Source organism: Pseudomonas sp. GM21, from assembly GCF_000282215.1.
In the GTDB taxonomy this organism is placed as follows: domain Bacteria; phylum Pseudomonadota; class Gammaproteobacteria; order Pseudomonadales; family Pseudomonadaceae; genus Aquipseudomonas.
In genome coordinates this window covers 1-17,944 of sequence record NZ_AKJS01000008.1, presented here as the reverse complement: position 1 = coordinate 17,944, position 17,944 = coordinate 1, and the positions used below count along the sequence as shown (strand labels likewise).

The 17,944-nt window shown below is 58.3% G+C and carries 15 protein-coding genes and 2 pseudogenes; 7 read left to right on the top strand and 10 right to left on the bottom strand.

Annotated features, from left to right (window positions below; translation table 11 throughout):
• Positions 1-339 precede the first annotated feature (339 nt).
• Positions 340-864: a hypothetical protein gene (locus PMI22_RS27475; RefSeq protein ID WP_007942641.1), complete on the top strand. Its 525-nt coding sequence runs from the start codon at positions 340-342 to the stop codon at positions 862-864.
• Positions 865-886: 22 nt separating this feature from the next.
• On the opposite strand, the gene PMI22_RS27480 is transcribed toward PMI22_RS27475, so the two are convergent.
• The 4 genes and pseudogenes from PMI22_RS27480 to PMI22_RS27490 form a co-directional block, all read right to left on the bottom strand.
• Positions 887-1,483: a flavin reductase family protein gene (locus tag PMI22_RS27480; RefSeq protein WP_007942640.1), complete on the bottom strand. Its 597-nt coding sequence runs from the start codon at positions 1,481-1,483 to the stop codon at positions 887-889.
• Positions 1,484-1,540: 57 nt separating this feature from the next.
• A pseudogene (locus tag PMI22_RS32380) lies at positions 1,541-1,978 on the bottom strand (methyl-accepting chemotaxis protein); the annotation flags it as partial.
• 102 nt (positions 1,979-2,080) lie between these two features.
• Positions 2,081-2,767: pseudogene (locus PMI22_RS32375) on the bottom strand (PAS domain-containing protein); the annotation flags it as partial.
• 212 nt (positions 2,768-2,979) lie between these two features.
• On the bottom strand, positions 2,980-4,293 hold the full coding sequence (locus PMI22_RS27490) for an MFS transporter (RefSeq protein WP_007942638.1): 1,314 nt from the start codon (positions 4,291-4,293) through the stop codon (positions 2,980-2,982).
• A 201-nt stretch (positions 4,294-4,494) separates the two neighbouring features.
• On the opposite strand from PMI22_RS27490, the gene PMI22_RS27495 reads away from it, so the two are divergent.
• Positions 4,495-5,913, top strand: a complete 1,419-nt coding sequence (locus PMI22_RS27495) for a short-chain fatty acid transporter (protein WP_007942637.1) — start codon at positions 4,495-4,497, stop codon at positions 5,911-5,913.
• A gap of 212 nt (positions 5,914-6,125) precedes the next feature.
• Entirely contained in the window at positions 6,126-6,446 is a 321-nt protein-coding gene (locus PMI22_RS27500; protein WP_007942636.1) for a hypothetical protein, read from the top strand.
• 85 nt (positions 6,447-6,531) lie between these two features.
• Here the strand turns inward: PMI22_RS27500 and can are convergent, their stop codons facing one another.
• The gene (gene can, locus PMI22_RS27505) at positions 6,532-7,176 is read right to left on the bottom strand and encodes a carbonate dehydratase (RefSeq protein WP_007942635.1); all 645 of its coding nucleotides are present in this window, start codon (positions 7,174-7,176) and stop codon (positions 6,532-6,534) included.
• A 141-nt stretch (positions 7,177-7,317) separates the two neighbouring features.
• On the opposite strand from can, the gene PMI22_RS27510 reads away from it, so the two are divergent.
• Positions 7,318-7,722, top strand: a complete 405-nt coding sequence (locus PMI22_RS27510; protein ID WP_007942634.1) for a hypothetical protein — start codon at positions 7,318-7,320, stop codon at positions 7,720-7,722.
• A gap of 119 nt (positions 7,723-7,841) precedes the next feature.
• Here the strand turns inward: PMI22_RS27510 and rimI are convergent, their stop codons facing one another.
• Positions 7,842-8,294, bottom strand: a complete 453-nt coding sequence (gene rimI, locus PMI22_RS27515; protein ID WP_007942632.1) for a ribosomal protein S18-alanine N-acetyltransferase — start codon at positions 8,292-8,294, stop codon at positions 7,842-7,844.
• A complete protein-coding gene (locus PMI22_RS27520; protein WP_007942631.1) occupies positions 8,287-9,027 on the bottom strand; it encodes a hypothetical protein in 741 nt (246 codons plus the stop codon). Before PMI22_RS27520 ends, rimI begins: the two co-directional genes overlap by 8 nt.
• A 208-nt stretch (positions 9,028-9,235) precedes the next feature.
• Here PMI22_RS27520 and mksB point away from each other — a divergent pair, with 208 nt between their 5' ends.
• Genes mksB through mksF form a run of 3 tightly spaced genes read left to right on the top strand, consistent with a single transcriptional unit; the run spans position 9,236 to position 14,041 of the window.
• Complete coding sequence (mksB, locus tag PMI22_RS27525; RefSeq protein ID WP_033048659.1) at positions 9,236-10,513, top strand: Mks condensin complex protein MksB; 1,278 nt, start codon at positions 9,236-9,238, stop codon at positions 10,511-10,513.
• Positions 10,503-11,204 (top strand): Mks condensin complex protein MksE, encoded by a 702-nt coding sequence (gene mksE / locus PMI22_RS27530; RefSeq protein ID WP_007942628.1) that lies wholly within the window; start codon positions 10,503-10,505, stop codon positions 11,202-11,204. Before mksB ends, mksE begins: the two co-directional genes overlap by 11 nt.
• Positions 11,201-14,041: an Mks condensin complex protein MksF gene (gene mksF, locus PMI22_RS27535; protein ID WP_007942627.1), complete on the top strand. Its 2,841-nt coding sequence runs from the start codon at positions 11,201-11,203 to the stop codon at positions 14,039-14,041. The genes mksE and mksF overlap by 4 nt, the downstream gene beginning before the upstream one ends.
• 217 nt (positions 14,042-14,258) lie before the next feature.
• Here the strand turns inward: mksF and PMI22_RS27540 are convergent, their stop codons facing one another.
• The 3 genes from PMI22_RS27540 to PMI22_RS27550 are packed head-to-tail and all read right to left on the bottom strand — an operon-like array spanning position 14,259 to position 17,824.
• A complete protein-coding gene (locus tag PMI22_RS27540; protein WP_007942626.1) occupies positions 14,259-16,562 on the bottom strand; it encodes a PqiB family protein in 2,304 nt (767 codons plus the stop codon).
• Positions 16,555-17,178, bottom strand: coding sequence for a paraquat-inducible protein A (locus PMI22_RS27545; protein ID WP_007942625.1), 624 nt, complete (start codon positions 17,176-17,178; stop codon positions 16,555-16,557). Before PMI22_RS27545 ends, PMI22_RS27540 begins: the two co-directional genes overlap by 8 nt.
• Entirely contained in the window at positions 17,165-17,824 is a 660-nt protein-coding gene (locus tag PMI22_RS27550) for a paraquat-inducible protein A (protein ID WP_007942624.1), read from the bottom strand. Before PMI22_RS27550 ends, PMI22_RS27545 begins: the two co-directional genes overlap by 14 nt.
• Positions 17,825-17,944: the final 120 nt, after the last annotated feature.

Below are 17,944 nucleotides of genomic sequence, written 5' to 3'. Positions count from 1 at the left end.
ATCATTCGGGATAACCGTGTGTGACGCAACTTCGCGCTCACCTACACCCACGCTTCAATCCCGGATTTCGGTACCACGCTGACGCTTGAAGCTTAGCGTGTGATCTTCAAAGCCCGTCGCGTTGTGCGCTTCTCCAGCGTCAGATCCCGCACTTCTCGCAAACCCCACAGCTCTGTGGGAATCGTCCTCCAACACCCTCGGAAGCGTCAGACATAAGTGTTTCAGCGGTTGTTTTAAAGTGTGTCCCGAATCGCAGGCGTCATGATTTGACCGGCGGGTTTCCCCGTTCAAACCCTGCGCCTCCGCTACTTTTCACAACCACCAAGGCGTTTACATTTGATGAGCAACCGTTGGAAGAGCAATTCGCGCAATGAGTCTGGTGCGTTTCTCAAGCGCTTTAAAACCGAACTGATCGTGGGCTTCATTCTTGGCGCCATCCCTCTACTGATCCACTCGACGAGCCAGGCCGAACTGCAAGCCATTCTCCAGTCATTAATGGCCAGCGCGCCCATCGTCAGCCACGGCTTTTGTCTGCTGACGATCTACATTGCGGTGTGCATTCACAAGAAAATCCACCGACTGAAAAGCGACCGCATGCGCGAACGGTTCGAGGTGATCTACAAGGTCACGGCGGAAGTCGGGACGAGTTTCCTGACCCTGCTGCGTACCGGCCTTGGGGCGATCGTCGGTTTCCTGATGATTGCCCCCTTCATTGAGGACGTACCGATCTCACTCAACCACTGGCTGACCACGCTCATGCTCTGCTTCATGACCCTGGTGTTCTCGGCATCGGTATCGTTGCTGCATGACTTTCTGATGACGCGCCCGACCCGCAGCCATCCGAAAAATCACATTCGCTTGTGAGGACGCAGGCCTGGTGGCTGATTTACGGCAGGGTCTTACCGTCCACCGGGTCGCCAATCTTCAGGAAATGCCCGCCCGCCACATGGTGCAAGGTGCGTAATGCATCCTGCCCTTCGAAGTGCCAACGGCCCTCGCTGAAAACGCGCTCATCCGCCTGCGCGGCAATGACCTCGGCCAGGAACAGGTCGTATTGCTGATGATTAGTGGGCTCTGGCAGCAGTCGACATTCCAGCCACGCCACACAGCCTTCGAGCATTGGGGCATCAATCAGCTCGCCACTGAAGGTTTGCAAACCATAGGCCTGGAACTTGTCCTGACCTTGGCACCGGGTCAATTCCAAACCTGATGTCGAGCCAACCGTCTGGGTGATATCGGCCTGCGCTGCGCAGGGGACATTCAGCACGAACGTTCCCGAGGCTTCCAGCAGTTGCCGGGTCCAGGTGGACTTGTCCAGCACCACGGCAATTTTCGGCGGTTCGAAATCCAGCGGCATGGCCCAGGCGGCGGCCATGATATTGCGCTGGCCATCATGGGCTGCGCTGACCAGTACCGTCGGGCCGTGATTGAGCAGACGGTACGCCTTGGACAAAGGAACCGGCCGACGGTGGGAATCGTTCATGTTATCTGCTCCTGGGAAAAGAGCCGATTGTAGCGATTTCCACCGCGACGGCAGGTTTCAAGTCGCCAGCTGATTGGCAAACTGCCCGACCGCGTTCACCACTTTCTGCGCACCGTCCTGAATCTCGACGATCACCGTGCCCGCTTCCGCCGCCAGCGCCAGGCCTTGTTCCGCCTGAAGCTTACCGTCGGTCATCAGGGCCACGGCATTGCGCGCCATTTCCTGGTTCTGACGCACGACACCGACAATTTCATCGGTGGCCTGGCTGGTACGAGATGCCAGCTGCCGAACCTCATCCGCGACCACGGCAAACCCTCTGCCCTGTTCGCCAGCCCGAGCCGCCTCAATCGCCGCGTTGAGCGCCAGCAGATTGGTCTGCTCAGCGATGCCGCTGATGGTTTTGACGATAGTGCCAATGACCAGCGATTGCTCATTCAACGCTTCGATTCCATCGCCAGCGGTTTGCATGTGCCTGGCCAGGTCACGCATGACGTCCACTGCCTGAGTCACCACGGCCGTACCGCGCTGGGCACTTTGGTCGGTTTGCTGAGAGGTGCTGTAGGCAATGTTGGCGGCTTCGGCAACGGCGTTTTCCTGACTGACCTGATCAGTAATCACCGTGGCGAACTTCACCACTTTGTAGAGCTTGTTGTTGGCATCGACCACCGGGTTGTAGGACGCTTCCAGCCAGACCATACGACCATGGCTGTCGAAACGCTTGAAACGGCCGGCGACAAACTCACCCGCGTTCAGGCTTCGCCAGAAGTTCTGATACTCGGCGCTGTTGTACTCCTGCGGCTCACAGAACGTGCGGTGATGTTTGCCCTTGATCTGCGCGAGGCTGTATCCCATGCCGCCGAGGAAGCGATCGTTGGCCGTCAGCACGTTGCCATTGAGGTCAAACTCGATCACCGCCGTCGAGCGCACCAGCGCGCCGATCAGGTTCTCGTGCTCACGAGACGCTTCGATGGTGCGCGTCAGGTCACTGGAATAAATCGAGAAATGTTTGATCCGGCCATCCGCCGAGCGCACTGGCTGCGAAATCGAGCGCAACCACGCTTCCTGGCCATTGCCCCGCAGCAAACGCACGGCACCGGCGAAATGCTCGCCACGGGTCAGCGCGTTTTTGAAGCGGCGGTGAAATTCGTCTGATTTCACATGGGCGGGAACAATGTCGTCGATGTGACGACCGACCAGATCGTTGCTCTTGTAGAACATCTCTGCGATGAAATTCTGATTGGCCGATTGAATCCGCCCATCGGGATCAAGTGTCAGGACCAGCATCTCGCTTTCCAGGCTGTCCTTCACTTGCTGAAGGCTGGAGAGTTCTTCGCGAAGAGCCGAGAGCTCCTGCTTCAAGCGTTTATTGAACATGGGAAGCACCGATGGACTGGGAGGGAAAGCGGCCTGCTGCCTAGCCATCGGCGGTACGGATATTTTCTGAAGAGTGCTTCAGGGTTGTCCTACAAAAATAGTTGCGCCGTGAACACCTGCAATTACATCGCGCCAGCCGCCGCGCAATGACCGACCTTGGGCATGCGCGTACCAAAATACGCCGCGCTGCCTACGCCCACCGCCCCCATCACGGCACAGAAGATCACGCAGATCCACGGGCTCCACGGCATCAGACCAATCAGCAGCAACGGTGTGATGCTCGCCCACGCCGCGTAGGCAATGTTGTAGGTGAAGGAAATCCCCGAGACACGAACCCGCGCCGGGAACAGGCTGATCATCACCGACGGCACCGCGCCGACTACCCCGCAGCTCAGGCCTGCAATCGCATACGCCAGGCCTGTCCAGTTGCCGCCACTGATCAGGCAGCCGTACAGCACGCCAATGCCCAGCGGGAGCAGCAGGCTATAGAGCATGACCGTGCGCCAGGCGCCGATGCGATCGACCAGCAACCCGGCGAGCACGCAGCCGAGGTTCAGGAAAACAATGCCCAACGCGCTCAGAGCGAAGGTATGGCTGGCGGTCATGCCGAAGCTTTTCTGCATCATGGTCGGGGTGATGACAACGAACACCACCACGGCCGAGGTCAGCACACAGGTGAGGATCATCGCCGGCAACATCGCCAGACGATGCTCACGCAAGACCGTGCGCAGCGGCAGTTCGACAGCGGCATCGCGCTGGGCTTGCATGGCCATGAACACCGGGGTTTCACTGAGCCAGCGGCGCAGCCAGACGCCGATCACCCCGAACACACCGCCCAGCAGGAACGGGTAACGCCAGGCGAAATCGAGGATTTCCGTCGGGGTGAATGCCTGTGCGAGAAAGGTCGCTGTCAGGGCGCCGATCAAGTAACCGAACGTCAATCCGGCTTGCAGGAAACCGAGGGCATATCCGCGATGCCCGGTTGGCGCGTGCTCGGCGACAAATACCCAGGCACTCGGCACTTCCCCGCCCACCGCCGCGCCTTGCAGGACACGTAACACCAACAGCAGCAGTGGTGCCCAATAGCCGATTTGCGCGTAGGTCGGCATGATGCCGATCAGCAGGCACGGCAGCGCCATCATCAGGATACTCAGGCTGAAGACTTTCTTGCGCCCCAGCCGATCGGCGAAATGCGCCATCAGAATTCCGCCCAATGGACGCGCCAGATAACCGGTGACAAAGATTCCGAAACTTTGCAGCAAGCGCAGCCACTCAGGCATTTCCGGCGGGAAGAACAGTTGACTGAGGGTCAGGGCGAAAAAAACGAAAATGATGAAGTCATAGATTTCCAGCGCGCCACCAAGGGCTGCAAGGCCGAGGGTCTTGTAGTCCGAGCGGGTAAAAGGCGTCGGGCGCGAGGGGGTGTTGGCAGTCATGAAAAAGAACTCTGCAGCCGGTAAAAAACCAAGGCGCCCATGGTCTACGCAAACGCGTCCACGGACAAGCCGTTAGACCATAGTCCCGTTTTGGTAAAACTTTGTCACACAGCAGGATCGGTTGATTTACTGTTGGCATCTGTCTAGACCGGCCATTACGGCCCGAAGACCACCATAAACATAAAAATTCGAGGTACGCCCGTGGCTGCTGATATCGAAGATACCCGCTCCGCCCGTTTTGCCCTGCGCTGTTCAAATTTTGCCGAACGCTGGTTCCCCGACTCCTGGGTGTTTGCCGCGCTGGCGGTGATTATCGTTGCCGTGGCCACCCTGTTCATGGGCGCCAAACCGACTGATGCCGCCATGGCGTTCGGTGACGGGTTCTGGAGCCTGATTCCGTTCACCATGCAGATGGCGTTCGTGGTGATTGGCGGTTATGTGGTCGCCAGCTCGCCGCCAGCGGTGAAACTGATCGACCGTCTGGCACGCCTTCCGAAAAACGGCCGCTCGGCCGTGGCCTGGGTGGCGTTGATTTCCATGGTCGCTTCGCTGCTGAACTGGGGCTTGTCGCTGGTGTTTGGCGGCTTGCTGGTTCGTGCCCTCGCCCGCCGTACCGATCTGAAAATGGATTACCGAGCCGCCGGTGCGGCCGTCTATCTGGGTCTTGGCGCGGTGTGGGCCTTGGGCCTGTCGTCGTCCGCTGCACAACTGCAGGCCAACCCGGCCAGCCTGCCGCCGTCGATCCTGGCGATCACCGGAGTCATTCCCTTCACCCAAACGATCTTTTTGTGGCAGTCCGGTGTCATGCTGCTGGCGCTGATCGTGGTCTCGCTGATCGTTGCCTACGCCACCGCGCCGGGCCCCAACACGGCCCGAGACGCCAAAGCCTGCGGCGTCGACCCGAGTTTCAACCTGCCGCCACTGCAACCACGCACTCGCCCCGGCGAATGGCTGGAATACAGTCCGCTGTTGACCCTTTTGCTGGTGCTGCTGGCGGCTGGCTGGCTGTTCCACGAGTTTTCGACCAAACCGTTGCTCAGTGCCATCTCCGGGCTGAACACCTATAACTTCCTGTTCTTGATGCTCGGCGCGCTGCTGCACTGGCGTCCGCGCAGCTTCCTCGACGCCGTGTCCAGGGCTGTGCCAACCACCACCGGCGTGCTGATTCAGTTCCCGTTGTACGGCTCGATCGCCGCCTTGATGACCACGGTCAAAGGCACTGACGCCCAGACCCTGGCGCACCACATCTCGACGTTCTTCGTCAGCATCGCGTCCCACGACACCTACGCGGTGCTAATGGGCGTGTACTCGGCGATTCTCGGCTTCTTCATCCCGTCCGGCGGCGGCAAGTGGATCATCGAAGCGCCGTACGTCATGCAAGTGGCCACCGATCTGAACTACCACCTGGGCTGGGCCGTACAGATCTACAACGCGGCCGAAGCCCTGCCGAACCTGATCAACCCCTTCTACATGCTGCCGCTGCTGGGCGTGCTCGGGCTGAAGGCACGGGATTTGATCGGATTCTCGTTCGTGCAATTGCTGGTGCACACGCCGCTGGTGCTGTTTCTACTGTGGGCGCTGGGGACGACGTTGACGTATACGCCGCCGGTGATGCCTTAACACATCAAAGATTGCACCTGCGGGGCAGGTGCAATCATTTACCCTGCTTGAGCGCCAAGTAAATGCCAGGATTTTTCCTACGTATAGGCTCGATTGCGCCTGACATGAAACTCGGTCAGATCCTATCTCCAAACAGTAAATCGCTGAGTAAACTCCGACAGCTCGAAGCTTATTAAAGTAAAAAACTGCACTGACCAAGGATGAACAAGCACATGTCTTTAATATCGAAAACGCTGGAAGATATGATTAATGAAATTTACCAGGACGGTAGGGTTTCAGTCGTTGAATACAAAAAACTGCGTGATGACGCCGACCGCCGTATGGACGCAGTCGTCCGCGAGTTCGGACTGCACAACAATCTGACCGCCCTTCAAAAAGCGATGGATGTAGTGATGCAATTAACGCAAACCGCCATCATTGATGCAAAAAAAGCCAAACTGACTGATACCGGAGAGGCCATCGTCAAGGATGCCGTATTTGCACAGGTCGAGTACTTGCGTGCTGGTACTCATCTGGCGTTGAAATTGTTGTAACGCTTCACTGGTTTCGAAGAAACACCCAACGCCGACGCTCAGCTGTTATTTCACTGACGTCGGCGCAGTCCCGAGTTAAGAACCTTTACAACTTCTCGACCGGACGCAAACGGTATTGCGCAGGCAATTGCTCAAACCCGCTGATGGTCGCATTCAGGCTTTTCCAGCGCCCGTCCTTGATGCCGTAAATGCAGCCGTGGATCGACAGTTTCTGCCCTCGATGCCAGGCGTTTTGCACAATGCTGGTATGCCCGACGTTCGCTACTTGCTGAATCACATTCAGCTCGCAGAGACGGTCGACCCGCTCTTCTTCGGTCGGCAACTTGGCCAGCTCTTCGCGTTTTTCATAATAAAGATCGCGAATCGAGCGCAGCCAGCCGTCGATCAGGCCCAGCTGGCGATCCTGCATCGAGGCGCGTACACCGCCGCAGCCATAGTGACCGGTGACCAGGATGTGTTTGACCTTGAGCACGTCAACGGCGTACTGAATCACCGACAGGCAGTTGAGGTCGGTGTGCAGCACCACGTTGGCCACGTTGCGGTGGACAAACAGGTCGCCGGGCAGCATGCCGACGATCTCGTTGGCCGGCACGCGGGCGTCGGAGCAGCCGATCCACAAATATTCCGGCGTCTGTTGACGGGCCAGCTTGGAGAAGAAGTCCGGATCTTCCTGTTTGATCGCTTCGGCCCAGCGTTCGTTGTTATCAATCAGATCTTGTAATTCGTTCATGCTGTAAAGCCTCAAGAATGATGCGCTGGTTTGACAGACAACCGCCCGTCGGGGTCACGCGCTTGATGCAAGTATGGCCGGTGGAATTCTCGGGAGCCCAGTGGGTCCACCGTAATAAGACCCACAGTATGAGGAATTGCCATGACTGAATCACGACGACCGTTCGATGCGACGCAACCCGAGCCGATCGATGATAACGAAGACCGCATGGGCTCGGTGCATGAGCTGGACTTTGACGAAGAAGAGCCCAGCGGCAAAATCGGTGACGAGCTGCCGCAAACCGAACGTGAGCGGCTGATGCCCCATGAGCGCTTGCGTGAAGCGGGCATGACGGGCGCCTCGACCGATGATCACGAGTCTACCGATGATGACATGAGCCCGGAAACCTTGATCCATGAAGATGGGTCGCGGGATGCTCATGAAGCGGGTGACGGTGATCAGGCGGATTGGGATTTGAGCATTGTCGATGAAGATGACATTGGCGGGGGGAATGGATTGGATGAAGCGGAAATGGCGAATCGGGATCCGATGGATGGGAAACGTTGATCTGTGGCGCCTGTTAAGCCGCCTTCGCGAGCAAGCCCGCTCGCACATTTAATCGCGTTCTTGATATGGAACTCGGTCAAGTGTGGGAGCGGGCTTGCTCGCGAAGCTTTTAAGGAAAGTCAGTCGACGAGGGTACAGGCCATGACCACCGCATCTTCCCGCCCACCCACCGCAGGATAATAATCCCGGCGCCGGCCAATCTCGTTAAACCCGTACCGCTCATACAGCCGAAACGCCGAGCGGTTGCTGTCGCGAACTTCCAGAAAGCACTCCCGCGCCTCAGCCTTGTAGGCGATCGACATCAAGTGCTCCAGCAGTGTCAAACCCAGGCCACGGCCCTGATTTTCCGGTTTCACGGTGATGTTCAGCAGGTGCGCCTCATCCAGAATGATCTGCACCACACCGTGGCCGACCTGCTGTTGACCTTCGAACATCAGCCAGATCTGGTATTTGCCCAGCCCATCGAGAAATATCCCGCGGGTCCAGGGATGGCTGTATGCCGCGTATTCGATTTTCAGTACAGCGTCCAGGTCCGCCTCGATCATTGGGCGGAACGATACAGCGTCACTCATTCGATTCTTTCCAGCGCGCCATCAGCCGACGCATGGCTTGCCAGACATCAGCCTTACGCTGTGGCTCTTCCATTAATAATTCCAGACCCGGCAGGGCCCAGACCGAGCCCAGGCCTTCGACCTGGAGTTCACGGTTAAATGATTCGGCATTGGCCTCACCGGCAAAACGCACCGCCGGCAGGCCGATCAGCCACACGCAGACGCACGGGGCGTCTTCGATGCGAGCGGAGAGAAAACCCTGTACAAAATCGCGCGCCGCTTCAGGGCCCTGATCCATGGTGCCGCGAGCCAGCAGCGGCCAGCGTACCGGTTCGCCGACAATTTGCGGGCTGTCCGGCAGACCGGCCGCGCGCAGCATGTCTTTGAGCAGCAGATAGGCGGGATCGCGGGTCTGGAACGTTTCGCCTGTGGGTAACTCCACCAGCAGCAAGCAGCGACCGGCGCGCAGCAATTGCAGGGCGAAGCGCGGAGGCGGTATTTGCACAGCCTTGGCGACGACCGGCGCGGTCTCTTCTTCGACCTTGGCGTTGGTCCGCGTGCTGGCCAACGATGGGCGCGGCACCTCGATTTTCACCCGTTCGGCCGGTTTGACCACAGGCTCCATGGGCGCCTGAGCCACTGGAGCCGAGGCCATCGGCGCGACGACCAACGGCTCAGGCGTCTCCAGCAGCTCGGGGCGCGAGGGAGCGGCAAAGGGCAATTCGGTGCGCGGCAGCCAGTTGACCACCTGCATGGCGGTCAAATAAGCGCGGCGACGGGACTCGATAAGCAAAGGTCGGCCACTTGTGGATAACTAATAGTGCGGTGATTCTACCGCCCTTCGCTCAAGATCGCCCGCGCTTGATCGATAGAAAAAGCGACAGCCTGTCCCGCGAATGAATCGCATCGACCCTGATGCAGTACAATCGCGGCTTTTAATCGCCAACCAGCCGGCCATTCCGATGATCGAACCCAAGCGCGTCTTGCGCGCCCTCGCTGAACACTGGGCACTTCTGGAGCCATTGTGCGAGCACTTCGACCAAGGCACCTTGAGCCTCAACGAACTGCGTACGCAACTGGCCGCCCAGCAACTCGACAGTACGCCGCAGGACATCACCAGCCTGCTGGACGTGTGGATCCGCCTCGACATTCTGGTGCCCGTGGCGAAAAGCCCGAACCGTTTCGAACTCAATGCGCAGATCCACGACTTCCTCGCTTACCTGCGCCGCGAGCACCGTCTGGGCCTGTGCCTGGAAATCGAAGCCTATTTGCGCCATCTCGAACGCCTGGCCGGTTACATTCAGGACGCGTTCGATATTCGCGATGGCCACGATCTGGCACGTCAATTGCGCTTGCTCGATATGCGCGTACGCGATGTGTTGAAGAAACTCGCCAACGACGAACAGGCGCTGGTGGCCGTCGCCGAACGCGCCAAAACCAGTGACCGGCAGATTCCGTTGCGTCAGCGCTACGCCGAAGTGCTGGCGACCTGGGACGAATACGTCGAGCCAATGATTCAATTGGTGAACGCCGACGGCGCCTTCGAACAAGGCGTGCGCAAGGTCGAAAACGTCCTGCTGAAGATGCTCACCGAACAGCAGCGCCTTGGCCATCTGGTCGACGACGACATGCTGCTGCGTACCCACGCGCGCATCCTCGAAATGCAGACCAGCGCCCAATTGACCTTGCGTCATGCCCGCGAATTGCTGCTGCCGCTGCGTGAAGAAGCCCGTCGCCACAACGCCGTGACCCGTGGCGCGGCGCTGGCCTTGTCGGCCATTCGTCGCAAAGGCATCGATGCGGTGCCGCAAGCCGCCATGCCGATGTTCACCCGACCGCAAAGCACGTTCCTCGGCAGCGCCAGTCAGGTCGAAGCCTACGTGTATGCGCTGGCCCGTTTCGAACCGAAACCGGCTCGTTTCCCCAAAGCCCACAAGACTCAGAAAGGCGAAGCACCCCGCGCACCACGTACCGTTCGCGAAATGCTCGAACGCTGCGAAGACGCCCTGCCGATGCCGGACCTGATGACCTGGCTGCTGGAGCAAGAGCCGGACGGCGCCACCGACGAATTGCTGTACTGGTTCTCGCGCCTGTCGCGGGAGAAACGCTTCAAGCGCGAGCGTCTGGAACGCCGCGAATACCACACTCATGAGCACCAGGTCAGCCTGCGCTCCTTCGCCCTGCTCTCGGCCGGCGACACCGCCGCCGAGGATTCTGCGAGCACCCCAAATGCATCTTGATCTAAACGAACTGTCCCAGCTGGCGCCGATCTTTCGCGAGCTGTTCAAGGGCTACCACGTCAGCCGCCGCGACCCGGAACTGTACGCACAACTGTCGAATTTTCAGGACCAGTACCGCACGCTGTTCAAGGCTTTGGGCTTTGAATTGGTGTGCGACACCCGTGGTTTCTACTACTTCGTGCCGGACCTCGCCGCCGCCGCGGTGAACAAGACCGCGCAACGTCTGGCGCTGTTCACCTTCATCCTCGTCGAGCACCTGGCGGATCAGGGCCGTGACCCGGTCGCCGTGCTCGACGGTGGCAGCCTCGGTCGCGATGAATTGCCTTCCCTGCTGGAAAAGTACCGCGACCTGTTCATCCAGGCCGAAGTGCAGACCGTCGAAGAGCTCGAAGAAAAAATCATGCGCCGCATGACCCAGCTCGGCTTCGCCGGCGAAGAAAACGGCATCTACCGTTTCCTGCCGCCGATGCACCGCTTCCTCGATGTCTGTCTGTCGGTTCAGCAGGACCGCGATCTGGCGGCCAGCCTGCACAGCGTGCTGCCATTGCCGGCCCCGGTGCTGATCGATGACGACAGCGACGAAAAACTGTTGGAAACCGATGACCCGCTGGATTTGAGCGAATTTGAAGTAGAGAGCGAAGAAGACGCCATGGCCCGCGCCATCGCTGAAGAACTGGAGACCGACGCATGAGCAAGGAACGCTACGGCATTCGCCGCTTTGCCCTTTTGAACACTGCCGGTTACAGCCTCGGCCTGTTTCCGCTGGAAGAACCACTGTCGGTGTACGGGGCGAACAACCTCGGTAAATCCGCCTCGATCAACGCCTTGCAGTTCCCGATTCTGGCGCGCATGTCGGACATGAGTTTCGGCAAGTACAGCCTGGAACAATCCCGGCGTTTCTACTTCGCCTCGGACACCAGTTACATCCTCGTTGAAGTCTCGCTGCCGCACGGTCCGCACGTGATTGGCGTGGTCGGTCGCGGTCCGGGCGGTGGTTTCGGTCACCAGTTCTTTGCCTATGCTGGCAAACTGGATCTGGCGCACTACCAGAAAAACGACACCTGCCTGCGCCAGAAAGAACTGTTCACCAACCTTGAGCGCGAAGGCCTCAAAGCCTACGAGTTGAAGCCTGATGAGCTGCGGCGTTTGCTGGTCGGCGGTCATACCTCGATTCCGCTGGACCTGACGCTGATCCCGCTGCGCTCAACCAGCGAACAGAGCCTGAAGACGTTCCGTGCGCTGTTCATCAACCTGTTGCACATGCGCGAGATCACCGCGGCCAAGCTCAAACAACTGTTCCTCGATGCGTTCGAGCACAGCCTGCGTTCCGGCAGCGTCGATTACATCGCCGCGTGCGAAGAAGCATTCCGCGATGTACGACGCATGGAGCAGGATTACAACTCGCTGGTAATCGCCGGCCCGCTGGTTGAAGCACTGGCCGCTGGCGTGACCCAGCGCAATATCCTGCGCGGCAAACTGCACCGTATCTCGCCACTGCTCGATTCCCTGCTCGGTACCTGGTCCGACTATGCGAGTGCACGCAAGGAAGAACTGACGATTCAGGCCGAGCATTACCGCAACGAGCAAGACGCGCTGCAAAACGATCAGCGCGGCGGCACGCAAGAGCTGATGCGCCTGGAACGGGAAATCACCGGCATCCAGCGCTGGCTCGGCGAGTTGTCGGTGCTCAAGCATCGCTTCGCGTTGGTCGATGACGTCAAAGCGCTGGAGCAGCAACTGCTTGCAGCCAAGGATGCGCACGATGAACTGGCCGGTGCACTGGCACAGTCACGTCAGTTCAGCGCCGAAGACTTGGAAGAACGTCTGCGCGATCTGGAAAAACGCCTCAAGTCGGTCAAGCAGCAACTCGATCACGCTGACAACAACAGCTACGCCCGTCTGCGTGAAGAATTCTCGCAGCAGGACGTCGAGCGTTTGATGCGTCTGTTCAACAGCGCACTGTTCAGCCTGCCGCTGGGTGAGCACGGCATTACGCTGGACGAGGACGGTCAGTGGGTCAAATCCATGGAGCTGATCCTCGACGGTTTCAAAGGCGAGCGCTTCGAAGTACCCGGTTTGTCCATCGATATCTCGCATATCGAACCGCCAGCGCTGCAAGCCCTGGCTGACCGTGCCGCGTTGCGCGATCAGAAAGAGCGTCTGGACAAAGAACTCAAGCAACTCAAGACCCAACAGGCCGTCGCCGCCGACCGCGCGGCGAGCAAGACCCAGACCGAAGCGCTGTACCAGCAAGTGCTGGATGCGCAGAAAGCCCTGGAAGATTTCCGTCGCGCGCAAACCCTGAGCGCCGAAGAAGGCGACAAACTTGAGCAACTGGCGCAAATGGAAGCGGCGCAGGACGAGTTGAAGCGTTCCAGCGATGCCTTCACCGAGCGCGTCCAGCAACTGTCGGCCAAGCTGCAACTGGTCGGTCGGCAGATCGGTGACATGGAAGCCAAGCAACGCACCCTCGACGACGCCCTGCGTCGCCGTCAGCTGTTGCCGGCAGACCTGCCGTTCGGCACGCCGTTCATGGACCCGATCGACGATTCCATGGACAACTTGCTGCCGCTGCTTAACGACTATCAAGACAGCTGGCAGGGCTTGCTGCGCAGTGACGGTCAAATCGAAGCGTTGTACGCCCAGGTTCGCCTTAAAGGCGTGGCCAAATTCGACAGCGAAGACGATATGGAACGTCGCCTGCAACTGCTGATCAACGCGTACGCGCACCGCACCGACGAAGCCCTGACGCTGGGCAAGGCTCGCCGCGCGGCGGTCACCGACATCGCCCGGACCCTGCGCAACATCCGCAGTGACTACGACAGCCTTGAGCATCAACTGGCGCTGTTCAACCGCGAGATTAACAAGCGTCAGGTGTCCAACCTGCAAAGCTTCCGCATCGTGCTCGCGCCGAACAAGGAAGCGCTCAAGCACATCGACCAGATCATCCACAGCGCCGGCCAATACGAAGAAGGCGAAACCCTCTCCGTGTTCGACCTGAGCCAAAGTGCCGATCAGGACAACAAGAACGAAGAAGCCAAGGAGTACCTGGCGCGGCTGGTGGCGGCAAACCACAACCAGCTCGGCCTCAAGGACTTATTCGAACTGGCCTTCGAGATTACCAAGGTCAACGGTCAACCGGTCATTCACACCGACATCGACGGCGCCGCCTCCAACGGCACCACGATGACCATTAAGGCGCTGACCAACATGTACTTGTTGCTGCACTTGATGGACCGCGACCAGGCCGGTCGCGTGCGCCTGCCGTACTACCTCGACGAAGCGGCGGACATCGACGAAAAGAACCAGGCAGCGCTGCTGGAAACCAGTTTGCAACTGGGCTTCGTGCCGATCCTGGCGAGTGTTAAGCCGCAGGTTTGTGCAAGTGTTGCGATTGACCTGGAGGGTGGCAGCGGGCCGAACGGTATTTACATCGATGAGGCGGACTGGAAGTACATTCGTCGTCATGACGAGGTGAAGGCGAGCGTTGTAGTGGAGGTTGATGAGCCGGAGCTGGATGCGGTCTGATCGGCGTTAATCGCAAGCCATGAAAAAGGCCGCGCTCCAATGGATCGCGGCCTTTTTATTTGTAGGTACATCTTTCAGGCTTTCAGCGAATTTGAAGGCCTCTTCGCGGGCAAGCCCGCTCCCACAAGGGTTCAGTGTTGATCACAAATTCTATGCTCACTGCAAATCCCTGTGGGAGCGGGCTTCCCCGCGAAGGCGGCACCTCAGGCCCCGATGACTATTTGCCGATTGCGATCTTCGGCGCCCAGGTCAGCCATTCATCTTCGAACTTGTCGAACAGCGGGAAGGTTTGTTCAGCCCGTGCCGGGCTGCCCATGCGATCACCGTCCGGGGTGGCAAAGGCGACACCGCCCTGAATCAGTGTCTCAAGCGATTCAGTACGCACCGTTGCACCTTTGAACAAGCCGTAGTCGAGACCAAAACCGCTGCTATTCCAGAAACGCGTACCGCTGCGCACCAGCGACGCGTATTTCGGCTCGATCAGAATGTGTATCAACACACGATCCGCAGTCTGTCCGAGTTCATAGCCTGTGACCTTGCCGACGGTGATTTCACGGTAGGTCACCGGCACACCGGTTTTCAACGAACCACGGCGGGCGGCACTCAACACCAGGCTCAAGCCGGCTTCGTGCTTGGTGCTTTCCGGGGGGGTGGCCAACGCTACGAAATTCTTCTGCGGGCCGAGGTTCTTCGCAGCAGGTTGCACTTCGATGTATTGGCCGGTCACCAACGTTTCGAGGTTGGTGGTCTTGATCAGACCCAGTTCAGGTTTAACCACCCAGAACTGAGTACCTGCCCGGGCAATGTGCTCCGGCACCTCGGTGATCCGCGCGGTGAGCAGTACCGATTGCAGATCATCAGTGAGGTCGACGTCTTCAATCTTGCCGACATCCAGGCCTTTGAATCGCACAGGCGTACCGGTACGCAAGCCATCGGCGCGCTCAACCTTAATGGTGACCACGGTGCCTTTCTGATTGGCTTCGTCATGGTTGGCGAACAGACGGAAACGCGGAATTTTCCTTTGCAGTGGCGCCTTGGCTTCCGGTGTTTCGAAAGCAATACCGCCAGCCATCAGGCTTTGCAAGGATTCACTTTTGACCTGGATTCCGCCCGTCAATCCGCCCGTGAGCGTGATGCCGCTAGCATTCCAGAATCGCGTCGAGGCGTTGACCAGTCCTTCATATTCCTTCTCGATGTGAACACCGATGACCAGTTGCTTCCTTTTCTTGGAAAACTGATAACTCTGCACGGAACCGACTTTGACCTGTTTGTAGAGAATCGGACTGCCGACTTCCAGAGATCCCAGGTTCTCGGTGAACAACACCAGGTGCAGGCCCGGCGAACGCAAATCCAGCGGCGGCGCCTTGGGCCGTGCCACGAATTCGCGTTGCGGCGCTGAGCCTTTATCGCCAGGGCGCACCGCAATATAGTTACCTTTTACCAACGCTTCCAGACCGGTGATGCCCGCGAGGGAAATCGACGGTTTGACCACCCAGAACTGAGTACCAGTGACCAGGTAATCTTCGGCCAAAGGATCAAGGGTCAATTCAGCCGTGGCACCGGACAGGTCCGGATCGATCTTCAGCGCTTTCAGGTTGCCGACCTGAATACCTTTGTACATCACCGGCGTACGGCCAGCTTGCAAGCCTTCGAAGTCGGTGAGTTTGACCTTGACCCGAATGCCGGCAGCCGCAGCGTCAAAGTCTTCGTAGAGACGGAACGGCAAGCTAGGATCGGTAGGCGGACTGTCTTTGCGATTCTCCGGTGTGGCAAACGCGATACCACCGGCGACGATACTGGCAAGCGACTCACTGCGAATTTTCACACCGGACAGGTTCGCATCAATGCTGACGCCGCTGGCGTTCCAGAAACGCGTGTGTTTGCGCACCAGATTGGCGTAGGTAGGTTCAATGAAAACTTTGAGTTCGACGGTGCTTTGGTCTTGCGAGAGCACATAGCTTTTGATTTCGCCGACCTTGATCTGCTTGTAGAACACTGGGCTGCCACGGTTGAGGGAGCCTAGGCGATCAGCCTTGATGGTCAGGTGCAAACCCGGTTTGGCGTCGGACAAAGGAGGTTCTTCGGCCAGCGCTTTGAATTTTCGAGTGGGCTCACCTTCACCGGGACTGATCGCTACGTAATTACCCGAGACCAGCGTTTCCAGACCGGTGATACCGGCCAGGGTCACGCTCGGTTTGACCAGCCAGAAGCGTGTGCTCGTCTTGAGGTATTGCTCGACATCCTTATTCATCTCGACAGTCGCGATCACGCCTTTGGAAGCACCTTCGTCATCGAGTTTGAGGGCTTTCACCTTACCGACGGACATGCCTTTGTAGACCACTTCGGTCTTGTTGGCCTGGATGCCTTCGCCGCTTTCGAAACGTATCTGAACCTCGATGCCGGTCTCGTTGTAAGCACGCCAGCCGAGCCAGCCGCCAATGATCAAAGCGACCAAGGGCAGAATCCAGATGGCTGACCAGTTCGAGGCCGGTCGGGTTTTCGCTGTAGGCAAATCAGTCATGGTCGTCGTCCGACTCCGTGTTATCCCAAATCAGTCGGGGATCGAAAGAAACTGCGGCAAGCATCGTCAAAATCACCACACTGGCGAAAGCGATGGCGCCAAGATTGGCTTCGATGCTGGCAAGCCGTCCGAAATTCACGACCGCCACCAGGATGGCGATCACAAATATATCCAGCATCGACCAGCGGCCGATGAACTCGATAAAGCGGTACATCCAGATACGTTGGCGAGCCGAGAGTGGCTGGCGGCGCTGTATCGAAAACAGCAGCAACCCGATTCCCACCAGTTTGAACGTCGGCACTAGAATACTGGCAATGAACACCACTGCCGCGATGGGAAACATGCCGTAATGAACCAAGTCAACCACGCCGGACATGATGGTACTGGGGGCGCCCTTGCCGAGTGAATTTATGGTCATGATCGGCAGCATGTTGGCCGGGATGTAGAGAATCGCAGCGGTAATCAACAGTGCCCAGGTGCGCACCAGACTGTTCGGGCGACGGGCATGAACCAACGCACCACAACGGGTGCAGACTTGCTCGTCAGTGTCAGCGTCCTGCTTGTTCAACTCATGGCATTCAGCACAAACCAGAATGCCTGCATCAATCGCCCGCATGGGCATCCTCTCCTGATAAAGCCTGCCAGATCTGATGAGGCGACATCACGACCTCCAACCCGATCTGAACCAACAGCAAACTGATAAAGCACACCAAACCAAGACCTACGCTAATGGCTGCCATATCTGCCAGTTTTACAAACGCGACCAGTACACCCATGAGGTAAACCTCAAGCATTCCCCAGTCCCGTAAATGGTGATAGATGCGATAGAGCAGCAAACCGTAGCTGCGTCCGATATCAAAACGAATACTCAACAAGACCAACAATTGGCAGAGCAGTTTGAGCAAAGGGATTCCCATGCTGCACAGGAACACAATCACCGCAACGCTTTGCATGCCGGTATCAAACAAGGCGACAACGCCGCTCCAGACAGTGTCCTTCGACGATTGCCCGAGTAGATTGAGCTCCATGATGGGTAAAAAGTTCGCCGGCACAAACAACAATAACGCGGCGATGACCAAAGCGAGACTGCGCTGCACGACGTTGTGCCGATGGGCATAGAGCTCATAACCGCAGCGCGGGCACAGCGCTTTCTCGCCATGGGCGAGTTCGGGTTTTCGCATCAGCAAGTCGCACTCATGGCATGCGACCAAATCGTCCAGCGGTAATTCTGACAGCCTTGGGGCGTCAACCGAATCTGGCATAGAGGCTCTGGCTCCGAGAAAGTTGGGCCTATTCTAGAGGCATGAGTCGAAAATAACTGCGCCAATTTGTGCGCCAAACAGATGAGTACTTTTTTACAGACAAAACAAAACCCCTACCTG